The following is a 15,581-nucleotide window of genomic DNA, read 5'->3' on the forward strand; positions in this document are numbered from 1 at the left end:
ATGCTCTCATACGTCACCCCGCAGCGCCAAATCCTTATCGGTTGGCGGCTGCGGGGTGCAAGCAGGCGGTCCAGCTATCGCCTAGTGCTCGTCGTAGTGGTCGCCGTGAACGGCGTGGCGGTGACCATCGTGCAGGTAGTCGACGTGGTCGCCGTGCTCGATGGCCTCGTGGCCGCAGTCCGCGCCGTGGACATGGTCGTGGGAGCCGTGGACCTCGTGGGCCTCGGTCTCGCACTCATCCCAGTGGCCTTCATGCTCGCGGTGGACGTGACCGTCGTGAATGTAGTCAGTGTGGTCCAGGTGAGCGAAGGACTGGTGGCCGCACTCCGGGCCGTGAGCGTGGGCGTGCTGATCGTGAACGAGATGGGACATGGCGTGCCTCCTAGATCGGGGTTTTCAGTTCGTTGCCAATAACGTTAGACCCTGCTCGCCACATTTTCAACTAGTTTTCGTTAAGGGTGTTAATTTTCATTAACGACGCCCACTTCCGAACCCCGCACGCCGGAGCGCGGCCGCCATCGACCCGCCCGAATCCTGACCCTTACGATTGCTTTGACCAGCTTTTTTCTTCGACTTTCGAGCCTGATCCGGATCCCGCCGAGAGGGTGCGGAGACCTCCCCTTGCGTGCGCATCGTTAATGAAATTCGGTGGCGATCGACGTCGACATCCACCACCCGTACCCGCACCACCTGTCCAGAACGAACCACCTCGTGAGGGTCGTGCACGAAGCGATCGGCCAACTGCGAGACGTGCACCAACCCGTCCTGGTGGACCCCAACGTCCACGAAGGCCCCAAACGCGGCCACATTGGTCACCGTGCCTTCTAGGGTCATACCGGGCCGCAGGTCGGAGATCTTCTCAATGCCCTCGGCGAAGCTGGCCGTCCGAAACTCCGGCCGCGGGTCACGCCCCGGCTTGTCAAGCTCGGCGATAATGTCCGTCACCGTGGGAATCCCCACCCGCTCGTCGGCGAAGTCCTGCGGGTTAAGCCGGGCCAGCACGGCGGAATTGCCGATGAGTTGCCCCACTGCCAGGCCCGTGGAGTCACATATCCGGTCCACCACCGCATAGGACTCTGGGTGGACCGCGGAGCCGTCGAGTGGGTTACGCCCGCCGCGAATGCGCAGGAAGCCGGCGCACTGCTCGAAGGCTTTGGGGCCCAGCCGGGTCACCTTGAGCAACTCCCGGCGCGACGCGAAGGCGCCGTGGGCGTCCCGGTAGGCGATGATGTTGCGCGCCAGGGTCGGCGTCACCCCAGCAACTTGCTCCAGCAGCGGCGCGGAAGCCGTGTTGAGATCAACGCCGACGGCATTAACCGCGTCCTCGACCACGTCGTGCAAGGTCGAAGCGAGGGCGGACTGGTTGACGTCGTGCTGGTACTGCCCTACCCCGATGGACTTCGGATCGATCTTGACCAACTCCGCCAGCGGGTCCTGGAGCCGACGAGCAATAGAGACCGCCCCGCGTAAGGAGACGTCGAGCTCCGGGAACTCCTGTGCCGCAATCTCCGATGCCGAATACACCGAGGCTCCCGATTCGCTGACGACCACCGGCGTCACCTGCCGGCCTACGACGGTTCGTGCCACGTCGGCGGCGAGCCTCTCGGATTCCCGCGACGCGGTGCCGTTGCCAACCGCAAGCAGCTCAACGTCGTGCTTTTTCACCAGCGACGAGAGTGTGGCCACGGCCTCTGCCCAGCGATTCTGCGGCTGGTGGGGATAGACGACGACGGTATCCACCACCTTGCCGGTGCCGTCCACGACGGCGCACTTCACCCCGTTGCGGTAGCCGGGATCCAGGCCCAGGGTAGGCCGCTCCCCCGCCGGAGCGGCCAGCAGCACGTCGCGCAGGTTTGTCGCGAACACCGTGAGCGCCCCTTCCTCCGCTACGGTCTTGAGCCGCATCCGCACGTCCAGGCCGGAGGAGATACTCAACTTCGTGCGCCAGCCGAAGCCGACGGCGTCGCGCAGCCACGTCGACGCCGTCGTGTCCAGGCCGAAACGGTCGGCAATGAGGGACTCGTAGACCGCGTCGTCGCCGGCGTCGAGAGTGAGCGAGAGCACTCCCTCGGTTTCGCCGCGTAGCAGCGCCAGGATGCGGTGCGGTGGCAAGGACGTGAAGGGCTCGGCGAAATCAAAGTAGTCGCGGAACTTCTCGCCTGCCTTTTCCTTGCCTTCCACCACGTGCGATCGCAGGCTTCCCTGTGCGTACATCTGTTCCCGCACGCTCCCGAGAAGTTCGGCGTCAAGGGCGAAGCGGTCGACGAGGATGGCCCGAGCGCCGTTCAACACGTCACGCTCGGTGGCGAAGCCCTCCGTGAGATAGGCTGCCGCCGCGCCGGGCTCGGCGCCGGCGACGAGGGCGTCGGTGAGCGGTTCGAGTCCCGCCTCGCGGGCGATGTCCGCCTTGGTGCGTCGGCGCTTTTTGTAGGGCAGGTACAGATCTTCGAGTCGTGCCTTGGAGTCGCAGGCGTCGATGGCGACGCGCAGTTCGTCGGTGAGCTTGCCCTGTTCCTCGATCGCGGCGAGGATGGTTGCCTTGCGTTCGGATAGTTCCTGCAGGTAGCGGGCGCGAGTCTCCAGGTGCCGCAGCTGGGTGTCATCGAGGCCACCGGTCGCTTCCTTGCGGTAGCGGGCGATGAAGGGCACCGTGTTGCCCTCGGCCAGCAAGGCGAGCGCCGCATCGACGCGCTGAACTGGGACGCCGAGCTCGTCAGCGATGATGGTGGAAATCATCCCGCACATTTTAGTGCACCTCACACGCCAATCGAATCGCTGTTTCCTCCCTCGTCTGAGATAATCAGAAGGTATAGCATTGTTTAACCTAAGGATTGACACAGCGTGACTGAAGTCTTCAAGTTCTTCGCTGACCAGCCGATCTTGCTGGTCTTTCTCCTGGTCGGCCTGGGAATGGCGTTCGGTAGCGTCAAATTCCGGGGAGTCACCCTCGGCGCCGCCGCGGTGCTGTTTACCGGCATCGCCTTCTCCGCTATCGCGGCTGCCCTCGGCGTCCATGCAGCGGTGCCCCATCTCATCGGCATCCTGGGCCTGACCCTTTTCGCTTTCGGCATTGGCAATAACTCCGGCCTGACGTTCTTCGCCTCGCTGCGCACGGCTACCGGCCCGATCCTCGGCCTGGTCGGCCTGTTCATCGCCGCGGCGGTCATCGCCGGCGGTCTGGGCATGCACCTTCTGGGCCTCGACCCGTCCACCGTCGCCGGCACCTTCGCCGGCGCGACGACGAACACGCCGGCCCTCGCCGCCGCCGGTGAAGTCACCGGCGACGAACCCACGGCGACGATCGGCTACGCCGTCGCCTACCTCTTCGGCGTCATCGGCATGATTATCGCCGCCACTGTGACCCTGCGGGACTCGGCCAATGACTCCGACGCCGTGGCGCCAGTCACGCACGCCAACGTCGTCGTCGAACGCGATGACGAGCTCATGCTCAATGACTTCCTCACCCCCTACGGCGGTGACGTCCAGATCTCGCGCTACCAGCGGGCCGATTCCGACGTCCAGACCATCCCGGAGTACCAGGATCGCCTCCGCCCCGGGGACATGCTCACCCTCGTCGGTTCCGCCGAGCACCTGGAGGACGCCGTGCGACGCCTGGGGCACCGCTCGGAGCGTTCCCTGCGCTCGGACCGGCGCCAGCTGGACTTCCGCCGCATCACGATCTCCCAGCACGCCCTGGCCGGGAAGACCATCGCCGAGCTCGACAAGGTTCTCGCGGAGCGGTGGAATGCTCGCATCTCCCGCGTGCGTCGCGCCGATAGCGACATGGTCGCCCTGGAGGAGTTCGTCGTCGAGCTCGGCGACCGAGTGCGCGTGGTTGCCCCGACCGAGAACATGAAGAACATCAGCCACTACCTGGGCGATTCCTCCAAGGGCCTGACGGATATCAACCCGGTCGCCTTGGGCCTCGGTCTCGCCATCGGCGTCATCCTCGGCGAGATTGCCGTGCCCATGCCCGGCGGCGGGTCCTTCGCCCTGGGTTCGGCCGCGGGCGTGCTGATCGTCGGCCTCATCATGGGCCGGGTGGGCCGCATCGGCCCGGTGGTCACGGCGCTGCCTCACTCCGCGAACACGGTGTTGTCCGAGCTGGGACTGTTGCTCTTCCTCGCCCAGGCGGGCACGAACGCGGGCGGGCAGATCGCCGGCGCGTTCACCGGCGGCGACTGGTGGAAGATCCTGCTCTTGGGCGTGGTGATTACCACGTTCATGGCGGTGGGCATCATCGTGGTCATGCGCTCCGCCTTCGGTTTCGGCGCCACGAAGACCTCTGGTGTCCTCGGCGGCGCCCAGACCCAGCCGGCGGTGCTGGCTTTCGCCAATGGCCGCACGAATGCCGACCCGCGAGTGTCTTTGGGCTACGCCCTGGTGTACCCGGTGGCCATGATCGCGAAGATCCTCACCGCGCACTTCCTGGGCATGGTCTTGCTTATGTTCGTGTAGCTCGGTTACGCCGGAACATCTGGAAGAACAGCAGCGCAAGCAGCGCTAGCGTCACCCAGAGCAGGTACTTGTTCACGACCTCGATCACGGCTAGGACTTGGTCACCGAAGTGGTAGCCGAGTCCGGCCATGATGCCGTTCATCACCGCCACGGAGCCGAGATTGATCACGAGGAACGGCACGAGGCCGACGCGCAGCAGCCCCAGCACCGCGTTGAGTACCGGACCCGGTACCGGCCCCGGCGCGTAGCCCAGCGGGATGAGGGCCATCGTCCCGGCGATGGCCTTGTTGCTGCCCAGCAGCCCCGTCACCCACCGTTGCACCCGCGGGGTCTCCTTGATGGTCATGTCGATGAAGTCCTGGCCCCACCGCCGTCCCATGTACCAGTAAACGAGCATGAACTTGGTGGCCCCGAACAGGGTGAGCAGCACATAGAGCCAGGCGTGGCCGTGACCGGCGGAGGCATGTGCCCCGCCAACGACCGCGCTGGTGTAGCCGCCCACCATAATCGTGTAGGCGAAGGGGTGGCTGAGGAACCAGCCGCGTAAGGGGATGAGCGCGAAAGAATAGATCGTCATCGCAAACAGGGCGACGATGAGCGCGATGTCTACCTTGGTGGGGTGTTCCAGAAATTCGGGGAGTTCGGGTTCGCTCATTGGGTTCCTCCTGGCCATGCGCACGCCACGGGGACGTCCGGGTCGCTGTGTCCTTCGTTGGTGCTGCCGTACCACTCGGTGCCCTCCGGCAGTGCCGCGACGACGAGGCGGGTCAGCTCAGCGTCGCTGAGCGTACTTCGGCCGTTGATGAGGATTCGGCGCACCTCATTGGCGCCGCCGCCCGAGGCCGCGAACATGGTGTCCGGCTGGCAGCTAAAATCCACCGGTTCGGAGTCGATGGACTGAACCACGTAGCCGGAGCGCTTGAGCTTCTTGCGCAGCTTGAGCGCCCGCCACTCGGCGTCCGAGAGGACGACGTTAAGGTCGGTGTGCACGTCGCGGGCGTCGAGGGCGAATCGGTCGGCGTCGCTAAGTTCAGCGTTCGCTAGCAGGTCGGGGCGGTTGGCCCGGGTCCGCTTGAGGGACTGTTCGCGGCGCCAGGCGGCGATCTTCGCGTGGTCGCCACTGAAGAGGACGTCGGGGACGTCGAGGCCTCGCCAGCTCCGGGGCCTGGTGTAACTCGGCCCCTCCAACAGCCCGTCGGAGAAGGAATCGTCGAGGTGACTGTCTTGATTGCCGAGCACTCCGGGGATGAGCCGCACAACGGCTTCGGTGATGACCAGTGCCGCCACCTCTCCGCCGATGAGGACATAGTCCCCGATGGAGACTTCCCGAACCCGGTACCGCCGGGCCGCATCGTCGAACACCCGTTGGTCGATGCCCTCGTAGCGGCCGCAGGCGAACACGAGGTGGCGTTCGCGGGAGAAGGCTTGGGCGTCGGCTTGGGTGAAGGGACGCCCGGCCGGGGTGGGGACGATGAGCAGCGGGCGGTCGTCGACGTCCGACGGGGCGTCGTAGTGGTGCGGTGCGACGCCTGCGAGGTCGTCGTGCCGCGGTGTCGTGAGGTGCGGGCTGGCACTGGCGAGGTCGCCGCCGGCCACGCCTGCGGCGACGTCGTCCAACGCCGGACCCCACACCTGTGGCTTCATGACCATGCCCGGTCCGCCGCCGGCCGGGGTGTCGTCGACGCTGCGGTGCGCGTCCGTTGCCCACGCGCGCAGATCGTGCACACCGACGCTCAACAGTCCGCCTTCGATAGCCTTGCCGAGCAGGGCGTGGCGCATCGGCTCCAGGTACTCGGGGAAGATGGTAATGACGTCGATGCGCATTACAGGTCCAGCAATCCCGGTGGCGGGGTGATGGTGGCGGTGCCGGCGTCGAGGTCCACGTCGGGGACGATCTCGTAGACGAAGGGGATCATGACATCCTTGGCACCGAGGGAGTCGTCGAGCCGCGCTTCTAAGATGGTGCGCCCGGCCGGGTGGATGACGCCGGTAACTGTGCCGATGCGTCGACCGCCTTCGATCAAGGTGAGGCCTTCGAGTTCGTGGTCGTAGAAGCCGTCGTCGTCAGCGTCGTCGAGGGGGGCGGCGAAGAATTTCAGACCGCGGAGCGTGTCGGCAGCTGTGCGATCCGGGATCTCCTCGAAGGAGATCAGCAGCCGGCCCTGGTGGGGGCGGACGCTGGCGATGGTGAGGTGAAGCTCCCGGTTTCCGTGCCGCCCGGTAAGTACTTCACCGACGGCGAAGCGGGTGGCAGGGTCATCGGTGGTGATGTCCACTGAGACCTCCCCGCGGATTCCGTGGGACTTGATGACGCGTCCGATCTGTAATTCCATAGCTTCCTAGGATATGGGCATCGTGTCTGTGGCGTGTAGGCAGTACTCTAAGCAAACGTGAAATCTCGGCAACCCTTCCCGCCGGGGTTAACAATTGCAAATCGGTTAGTTGTTCTTTGTTCATCCGGCGGCTACGCTGGATATAACAAATCCGACACCGTCGACACCAGGCTCTCACCGAAAGGACAGCCGATGCCTGCCACCACTGCCACCACACCGCACATAAATCCCCAGGGTGCGCCCATCGCGGAGACAGTTCTGCTCCCCGGCGACCCGCTGCGCGCGAAGTTCATCGCCGAGACGTACCTGGAGGACGTCGTGCAGTTCAACGCCGTGCGCAACATGCTCGGCTTCACCGGCACCTTCCAAGGCCACGAGGTGTCCGTCATGGGCTCCGGCATGGGCATCCCGTCGATCTCCCTCTACGCCTACGAGCTCATCCACTTCTTTGGAGCGAAGAAGCTCGTCCGCGTCGGTTCCTGCGGTTCGCTGCAGAAGGATCTCGGCCTCTACGAGGTCATCATCGCCCAGGGCGCATGCACCGATTCCGACTTTGTCAGCCAGTACGGCCTGCCGGGCCACTACGCCCCCATCGGTTCCTTCCGGCTCATCAAGGACACCGTCGAGCGCGCCGACGCTGCCGGCATCACCACCCACGTGGGCAATATCCTCTCTGCCGACGTCTTCTACAACCACGACAGCTCGGTCAATGACAAGTGGGCCGCCATGGGCGTGCTCGGCGTCGAAATGGAATCTGCCGGGCTGTACTCCGTCGCGGCCGAGGCCGGCGTGGAGGCGATGGGTATCTTCACCGTCTCTGACAACATTGTCACCGGTGAGAAGACCACGGCCGACGAACGCCAGACCGCGTTCACGACCATGATGGAACTCGCACTCCCCCTGGCGGCGATCTAATGGATACTCGAAACCTCAACCCCAAAAAAGCAGTCCCCGTTCTGCTCACCGTCTTCCTCTTCAGCCTCATCATCGACAACGGGTTCAAGTTCCTTAACCTGCCCATCGCCGAGGACCTGGGCCTGACCGCCACCGAAGTATCCCTCCAGGCCACCCTGGCCGGCATCCTTATCGGCATCGGCGCCGTCGTCTACGCCGCACTGTCGGACTCCATCAACATCCGCAAGCTCCTCATCATTGGCATCGGCTTCATTGCCATCGGCTCGATTATGGGCTTCGTGGGCCAGGATGTGTGGCCCGTCGTCGTCGCCGCGCGCGTTATCCAGACCGCCGGCCTGGCCGCCGCCGAGACACTGTACGTCATCTACGTCACCAAGCACCTGCCGGAGAAGGACCAGAAAACCTACCTCGGTTACTCCACCGCCTGCTTCCAGCTGTCCTTCCTCTTCGGCACGCTGGCTGGCGGCTACATCGCCGCCAACATCGCCTGGCCGTTCATGTTCATCCTCGCCCTGGTCTCCGTGGTGTCCATCCCCTTCATCCTCAAGACCGTCCCCGACGAGGAGCAGGACACCACCGACCTCGACGTGTTGGGGCTGGCCTGCATCGCCGTGTTCGCCGGCGCCCTGGTCATGTGGACCCAGAAGTTCAACCACGTGTGGCTGGTCCTGGCCATCGTGGGCATCGTCGTGTTCATCTGGCACATCCGCACCCACGACCGCGCCCTGGTCCGCCCGGAATTCTTCAATCCGCGCTACGCTAGCTGCCTCATCGTCGTCTTCCTCATCTACTCGACGCAGCTCGGCCTCACCGTTATCGTCCTGCCCTTCGCCCTCAACGGCCTCCACGGCATGGAGATCGACCAGGTGTCCTACCTGCTGGTCCCCGGCTACATCGCCGGCACCCTCGTGGGCATCTTCTCGGGCGCCATCGGCAAGGTGATGAACTCCCGGATGACCATGGCGGTATCCCTGTCGGCCATCCTCGGCGCGCTGGTCATCTCGGCGCTGTTCATCAACACCTCCGTGGCCATGCTGGTGGTGGGCGTCATCCTCTTCTCCGGCGGCTTCGCCGGCATGTACGCCCCGCTGCTCAACACGGCGATGAGCCACATCGAACCCGCCAAGCGCGGCGTGGCCGTGGGCTTCTACAACCTCACCATCAACATCGCCATTCCGCTGGGTATTACCTACTCCGCCGGCCTGGTGGACCGCCTGCCCTTCGCTGAGGGCTCCGCCGGGCTCTACTCCGCGGTCCTGTGGGTGCTCGTGGTCATCGCCGCCATCGGCGCGGTGGTGTTCTTCGCCGCGGACCGTGTCATCTCCGCGAAGGAGAAGCGCGCCGGCGAGGTGCCGGCCACCCTGGCGTAACCTGTCGCGTACCCAGTCCCTGTAGCGTCCCAAGGGCGCCACAGGGACTTCGTTTCTTCTACACCGGTCTGTTCCATTAGCCAGGAGCGGTTGTGGCGGCCGCGATAGTGCGCGAGGTTTTCCCACCGCGGTAGCTCCTGGCCTAGCGGTGTCCGAAGCCGTCGCAGGTGGCTACACGTGTAGCCACTATCAACAGATTCTTATGCATTGGACGGGCCTTCGAGCGCGAGGTGCCGGGGCCCAGAATTGTGTGCAGGTTCGACGTTCGGTCAGCTCCCAAGACCGCGAGAATGACACTAAACTCGCCGCGTTCCACGCAGCCGATCTCGGCAGTTGGCCTTGGGGAGGTCAGCCACGATCACGGGAACCAAACGGCAGCGGGGCGAGTCTAACCAAGAGTGAGACCGCCATACTCACCCCGGGGAATCCATGACACCTGCCACCACGCCACCACACGCCCCAGCACGAACGCCGCGCCGACGCGCCCTTAGCGCTCTGGCGATCGCCGCCCTGCTCCCACTAGCTGGCTGCTCCGACGCCTCCTACACGACAGTCACCAACACCGACCTACCACCGGGGTTCTACCTCAGCGGCGAGTTCGTTGAACTCGGCCCCCGTGACCCCAACGCACCAGAGCCGGAATGGATCGACCCCTGCAACGAAATACCCGAAGACATCGGCATGAAACGAGGAACCCGAGCAGGCGGCAAAATATTCGGAATGAATGGCTGCTCGGGACCGGTAAGCAAGAAACTCACCAACAACGTCGAATACCCCATCTATGAGATCGATCAAGGCTTAACGGCTGGCCCTACTTTCAATGAGCAAATAATCTCCCAGCAAGAGGTCGACAGTGTGAACTTCCTCGATGACGTACCGGGGGTCGTAGTACGGAAGAGAGAGCGTGACTGCCATTTATCGATTGACACCGAGCGAGGTTTCTTCTCGGTCGGTGTACGTGGCGCCAAAGGGGGCATCGGCGGCGACGAAGCCTGCGAGATCGCGACCAAGAGTTTCTACCGTCTCTACAATCAGCTCAGGGAGCAGAAATGAACTTCATCATCGAACCCGGACTTGACCTTTCACCAGTAGTAAGGCTGGGCCTTCGTAGGTGCGGGCGCATCCGATAGGGCCCCGCGTTGCTCTACCCTCGGCGCGGCAGTACACCCCCTTTCACCGCAGTAGCTCCTGGCCTAGCGGCGTCCGCAGCCGCCGCAGGTGGCTACACGTGTAGCCACTATCAACAGATTCTTATGCATTGGACGGGCCTTCGAGCGCGAGGTGCTGGAGCCCAGAATTGTGTGCAGGTTCGACGTTCGGTCAGCTCCCAAGACCGCGAGAATGACACTAAACTCGCCGCGTTCCACGCAGCCGATCTCGGCAGTTGGCCTTGGGGAGGTCAGCCACGATCACGGGAACCAAACGGCAGCGGGGCGAGTCTAACCAAGAGTGAGACCGCCATACTCACCCCGGGGAATCCATGACACCTGCCACCACGCCACCACATATCCCAACACGAACGCCGCGCCGACGCGCCCTTAGCGCTCTGGCAATCGCCGCCCTGCTCCCACTAGCTGGCTGCTCCGACGCCTCCTACACGAAAGTCACCAACACCGACCTACCACCAGGGTTCTACCTCAGCGGCGAGTTCGTTGAACTCGGCCCCCGTGATCCCAACGCCCCAGAGCCGGAATGGATCGACCCCTGCAACGAAATCCCCGAAGACATCCTCGAAGACATCGGCATGAAACGAGGAACCCGTTCCGGTGGGACAATTTTCGGTGTGAACGGGTGCTCAGGTCCGGTGAGCGAAAAGCTCACCAATAACATTGAGTATCCAACTAATCAAATCATCCAAGGAATCCTTTCTGGACCTGCTCCCAATAGTCAATTCCTAACCCACTCAGACTTTGCCAGCAATGGCTTTCTTGAAGATATTCCCGGCGTCATCACCCTAAAAAATGATGAAGGCTGTGGACTATCTACTGACACCGAACGAGGACTATTTGTAATTTACATCGACGATATAGGCGAGAATCTAACCGGCGACGAAGCCTGCGAAATCGCGACCAAGAGTTTCTATCGCCTCTATAACCAGCTCAGGGAGCAGAAATGAACTTCACCATCGAACCCGAATCATTCAGCACCGCCGCAATAGGAATTCTTAGCAACGTTCCGTTTGCGAGCCGCTCATCGAAGAGTGCGCTCTACGCCCTGATCGGCTCCGACTACTCCACAGCATCGGGCTTCGACCAGCTCGGCACTATCCACGGCTTGTCACTCAACTCCACCCCAGGCTCCGCAGAGAGAGTCCTCCGCCAAGTCGCCGACGAACTAGAAGCACTTGCCGCGAACCTGGTAACCACCCGTAACGCCTATCAAGAACAAGACACCCTCCTTGCGCGGATCTTGCGTCGGGCGGATACCGGCGATAGTGGTGCAGCCTGCCTGGGTGCGTTTCGTACCGGCGGGCTGAGCAACATTGCTGGGATGCACCGCCAGGAAGTCTTCGTCACCCCCGCAGCCAGCCTCGACGCGCTCATCGCGGCCCTGGCTACAACTAACGCCGCAGCAGTGCACCAGTCCTTACCGATCTGGGCTGAGATCACCGCAGCCGCGGCCAACATCGGTGGTGCCTTAGTCGAGATCTCCTCCTACATCGGGGCCAACAACTACGGCGACACCACCGATGCGATCATCACCCGGCTGCAACGCTCCGCGAAAGCCAGTGAGACCATCGCGGCGAATGCCACCCATTTCGAAACCACCCTCGCCGAATTGGAACCCACCCGCGTGGCCAACCTCGCCGGCGCACAAGCACTCAAGGCAGAACTAGACGCTCTAGCCGCGACTGGCCCGGAGGCTGCCGGGGTGGTGGAGATGATCGAACGCGTTGCCCTGGCCGAGATCGCGGTGACTACCCAGGCGGCGTTGACCGCGATCACCCCGAGGGTGCTGAGTTTGACGGACCCGGTGCTAGCGGTCATGGCTGAGCCTGTGGTGAGCCGCACTTCGGCCGAGGGGGCTGGGGTGGGTTTTGATGGTACGAGGTTTATCGCCCCGCAGGGGGTGGTGGATACGGTGTTGGGGTTCGCTCATGCCCATCCTGAGAAGGTGGCCGGGGTGAATGCTGTGACTCGCGAGTTGGCCAGGCAAGCGGGGTTTGATGCTCAGGTGGGGCTAATTGCCCCGGAGTCGATCGCCACCTCAGCGTCAACGGCTGGGGTGTGGTCACCACCGTCGCCGGTGACCACCTTAGGTGGTGGGCATGGTGGTGGCGTGTCGTCGGGGTTGGCGGCGTTGACCAGTGGTATCCCGCAGGTAGGTGGGCCGTTGACGCAGGGCACTGGTGTGATCGGCCGTGGTGTCAACCGGGTAGGTAGGCGGCACACGACGGGTGGTGTTGTGGGTGGAGCGTGGTCCCCGCCGCCGAGCCGCGCTGGTGCGGGTGGGCACCTGGGTTCCGATGGTGTGGCAGGTGTCTCGGCACCGAGGCATGGTTACGGTGCTGACGCCCCTCGGGTTTCGCGTACTCCGGGTGCTTTCAACTCGCCGGGCACGCCAAGCTCGCCGAATACGCCGGGCACTCCGGGTGGGCCTGGGGCCACGCCCTCGGCCGCTCAGCCGTCGTCCTCGTTGTCGTCGTCGCAGGGTGTGCCAGTGGGTGCTGGCGCCGGCTCGGGCCGTGGGCAGGGGCGGAAGAAGCGACCGCCGAAGATCATGATTACTGAGGTGGAGCGGGATGCGAACCGGCTGGCGCTGCTGGGCGAGCCGCGCAAGGTGCTGCCCGGGGTAATCGGGGAATGGATCTACGAAGATCCCGATGACCCGAACGGCACCTACCCCAACAAGATCTGAATCGGCTTAGCTAGGCGCCCTGGGCCGCCCCGCACCCGCCGACGGCGCTGGGCCTGGTCTTGGCACTCCTTAAGCACCCTGTCCAGCGCGGGAGGAAGCATCTGCTCATGCAGCTTCTCCCACTGTTGCTCACCCAACGGGGAATCGGGGAACAGTCCGCGGACCAATCGCTGGGCGATCTCGATGGGATGCTCGCGCCACCACGTGGTGACCTCGGCGGCAAACTGCGAAGTCACAGACTCACGCAGCGACCCGTGGCCGGGGGCGTTAAACGCCGCCAAAAGGGCCTCTACCTCCGCATTCGACCAGGCAGCCGGACGGGTCACCTCGGCCCACAGCTGCTTCTTGGTCTCCTTCGTGGGCACCGACCACCTCGCGCGCAGCGCGCTGGCCCGTCCGGTGAGCGAATCATCCTGGGCCAGCTGGGCGTCGATAAGCTCCTCGCTGTCGGCTCCGGCCGCGCTCAGCGCCGCGAGCACCGCCCAGCGAACGTCATCATCGACAGCCAGTCCGTCGACGGTCCCGCTCAGCACGCCGTGAAGCCACGTCGTGTCCTTGCGTCCCGCGGCGGAGACGATGGCGGCGCGCGTGATAGCCAACTGCGCGTCGCTTCCCGGCTCGGCGGCACGCAGCGCTGCCAAAAGCCCTTCGTGCAGTTCAACGGCAGTAATCTCTTCGTCGGTGTAGTCCGCCGCGGCCGCGAGTGCGCTCGATAGCACCTGTGCGATCATCGAGGGGTTCGGTTCCACAGGAGCGTGCTTCACCGCCGCCGCCACGAAACGCGCCACGGACAACTCACCGTCCCGGGTGGCGTTCCACAGGCTGGTCCACACCACCGCCCGGGTGAGTTCATCCCCGACCTCGCTTAGGTGCGCCAGCAGCCACGTCAGCGACTCCTCATCAAAGCGCGTCAGCGCGTACGCGTGGTCCGTGTCATTCACGATCACCGCGTCCACGCCCCCAGGCAGCGAGACAGTGACCTCAGCGGCATCGGCCTCGACGAGCACGTCCATCCGCTGAGTAAGCTCCCCACCTGCGTAGCAGCCAACATCCAGCCGGTGCGGGCGGGTCCCCTCGTGGGCAATGTGTAGCACATCGCCCTCACGGCGAGCCCGCAGCACGTCCGGCCCGGAGGTCTTCAGCCAGGCATCCGACCACGCCTTAAGATCAGCATCCGTGTAGGGCTCGAGCGCGCCGAGAAGATCCGCATACGTGGCATTACCGAAGGCGTGATCCCGGAAGTATTGACGGGCACCGGCGTAGAAATTCTCCCGGCCGATGTAGTGCACTAGTTGGCGCAGCACCGCCGCGCCCTTGGCATACGTGATGCCATCGAAGTTCTGCCGGGCCGCGTCCACGTCCGCGATCACCGCGGCGATGGGGTGCGTGGTGGGCAGCTGATCCTGCTGGTAGGCCCAGTTCTTGCGCACCCCGGCGAAGTTCGCCCAGGCTTCCACGTAGTCCGTCGCGTGCTGCGAGGCATCCGCTCCCATGAACTCTGCGAAGGACTCCTTCAGCCACAGGTCATCCCACCACCGCGGGGTAACCAGGTCTCCGAACCACATGTGGCTCATCTCGTGCAGGATGGTATTCGCCCGTGCCGCCCGCTGCGCGCGCGTGGCCCGGGAACTGAAGAGGTACTTCTCGGTGAAGGTGACCAGTCCGGGGTTTTCCATTGCGCCAAGGTTGTACTCGGGCACCAGGATGCTGTCGTACGTGCCCCAGGGATACGGGTAGCCGAAATGCTCGTGGAAGAAATCCAGGCCTCGCGCGGTGATCTCCAGGAACTCGTCATCGACGTGCTCAGCCATGGACGCCCGGCACCACAGCGCGATTTCCATGTCGCGCCACTGCGACCGCGTGGCGACGTACTCCCCCGCCGCGAAGGCCACCAGGTAGGTGGACAACGGCGGCGTGGGAGTGAAGCGAACCTTGTCCCCGTCGCGCGACTCCACGGCACCGTTGGCCAACGCCTGCCAGCCCTGAGGCACCCGCAGCACGGTGGTTACCGCTGCCTTGAGATCAGGTTGGTCGAAGCAAGGGAACACCCGGCGAGCGTCCGACGGCTCGAAGTGCGAATACAGGTAGGTACGGCCGTCGGCGGGATCGGTGAAGCGGTGCAGGCCTTGCCCGGTGCGGGAGTAGGCGCTAGCCCCCCGGATGGTCAGTGTGATCGCCCGACCGGTAGGCACGGTGACAAAGACCCGGGAGCCGTCGAAAGAGTACTCAACCGGCTGACCATCAACTAAGACACCGGTGACGGCCTCGCCCAGGTAGTCCACATCCACTTCCGGCTGCGTGCTGGTGAAGGTGATGTGACTGGTGGCCTCGAAGGTGGTGGAAGACGTAGGTGCCGAGCGAAGATCGAGCTCAATGCGGTAGCTCTCGACACTCAAGGCCTCACGACGCCAATGGGCGTGGGCTTCAGATAGCGCATAAACCATGGCTACAGAGTAGGCGGCCTGCCTAACAGGAAGGCGTGAGGGCTAGGAGCGGCGAGCACAACCCCAGAAGAACTAGTGAACCCGTAGCGCCGCTGAACGCGCGACGCTACAAGTGTTCAGCAGCCAGCTGCACCTGACTTGACCCCGGCGCAGGGACCCTACGTTGCCGCCGTCACCGCTCTCCGGCTGTTGCGCGGCTCTTC

Annotated in this window: 12 protein-coding genes; 6 read left to right on the forward strand and 6 right to left on the reverse strand. The window is 64.1% G+C overall.

The genetic code is table 11. From position 1 onward, the window contains the following. Positions 1–81: 81 nt before the first annotated feature. Entirely contained in the window at positions 82–372 is a 291-nt protein-coding gene (locus CUTER_RS06765) for a hypothetical protein (RefSeq protein WP_047259794.1), read from the reverse strand. 99 nt (positions 373–471) lie between these two features. Next, positions 472–2,736, reverse strand: coding sequence for a Tex family protein (locus CUTER_RS06770; RefSeq protein WP_047259795.1), 2,265 nt, complete (start codon positions 2,734–2,736; stop codon positions 472–474). A 105-nt stretch (positions 2,737–2,841) separates the two neighbouring features. Here CUTER_RS06770 and CUTER_RS06775 point away from each other — a divergent pair, with 105 nt between their 5' ends. Beyond that, complete coding sequence (locus CUTER_RS06775; protein WP_047259796.1) at positions 2,842–4,458, forward strand: aspartate:alanine exchanger family transporter; 1,617 nt, start codon at positions 2,842–2,844, stop codon at positions 4,456–4,458. Here the strand turns inward: CUTER_RS06775 and CUTER_RS06780 are convergent. The 3 genes from CUTER_RS06780 to rimM are packed head-to-tail and all read right to left on the reverse strand — an operon-like array spanning position 4,445 to position 6,791. Beyond that, positions 4,445–5,113, reverse strand: a complete 669-nt coding sequence (locus CUTER_RS06780) for a hypothetical protein (RefSeq protein ID WP_236684689.1) — start codon at positions 5,111–5,113, stop codon at positions 4,445–4,447. The genes CUTER_RS06775 and CUTER_RS06780 overlap by 14 nt on opposite strands. Continuing rightward, a complete protein-coding gene (gene trmD, locus CUTER_RS06785) occupies positions 5,110–6,282 on the reverse strand; it encodes a tRNA (guanosine(37)-N1)-methyltransferase TrmD (protein WP_047259798.1) in 1,173 nt (390 codons plus the stop codon). Before trmD ends, CUTER_RS06780 begins: the two co-directional genes overlap by 4 nt. After that, positions 6,282–6,791, reverse strand: coding sequence for a ribosome maturation factor RimM (gene rimM / locus CUTER_RS06790; RefSeq protein WP_047259799.1), 510 nt, complete (start codon positions 6,789–6,791; stop codon positions 6,282–6,284). Before rimM ends, trmD begins: the two co-directional genes overlap by 1 nt. Positions 6,792–6,983: 192 nt before the next feature. Between rimM and deoD the strand changes: the two genes are divergently transcribed. From deoD to CUTER_RS06810, 5 genes are all read left to right on the forward strand, one after another. Further along, entirely contained in the window at positions 6,984–7,706 is a 723-nt protein-coding gene (gene deoD, locus CUTER_RS06795) for a purine-nucleoside phosphorylase (RefSeq protein WP_047259800.1), read from the forward strand. Then, complete coding sequence (locus tag CUTER_RS06800; protein WP_047259801.1) at positions 7,706–9,076, forward strand: MFS transporter; 1,371 nt, start codon at positions 7,706–7,708, stop codon at positions 9,074–9,076. Before deoD ends, CUTER_RS06800 begins: the two co-directional genes overlap by 1 nt. Before the next feature lie 429 nt (positions 9,077–9,505). Continuing rightward, a complete protein-coding gene (locus tag CUTER_RS11615; protein WP_144412278.1) occupies positions 9,506–10,129 on the forward strand; it encodes a DUF3558 domain-containing protein in 624 nt (207 codons plus the stop codon). A 427-nt stretch (positions 10,130–10,556) separates the two neighbouring features. Further along, positions 10,557–11,192, forward strand: coding sequence for a DUF3558 domain-containing protein (locus CUTER_RS11620; protein WP_144412279.1), 636 nt, complete (start codon positions 10,557–10,559; stop codon positions 11,190–11,192). Further along, complete coding sequence (locus CUTER_RS06810; protein WP_047259803.1) at positions 11,189–12,934, forward strand: hypothetical protein; 1,746 nt, start codon at positions 11,189–11,191, stop codon at positions 12,932–12,934. Before CUTER_RS11620 ends, CUTER_RS06810 begins: the two co-directional genes overlap by 4 nt. Here CUTER_RS06810 and pepN read toward each other — a convergent pair. After that, positions 12,916–15,378, reverse strand: coding sequence for an aminopeptidase N (gene pepN / locus CUTER_RS06815; RefSeq protein ID WP_047259804.1), 2,463 nt, complete (start codon positions 15,376–15,378; stop codon positions 12,916–12,918). The genes CUTER_RS06810 and pepN overlap by 19 nt on opposite strands. Positions 15,379–15,581 lie beyond the last annotated feature (203 nt).

The sequence above is a fragment of the Corynebacterium uterequi genome, from assembly GCF_001021065.1.
Taxonomy (GTDB): Bacteria; Actinomycetota; Actinomycetes; order Mycobacteriales; family Mycobacteriaceae; genus Corynebacterium; species Corynebacterium uterequi.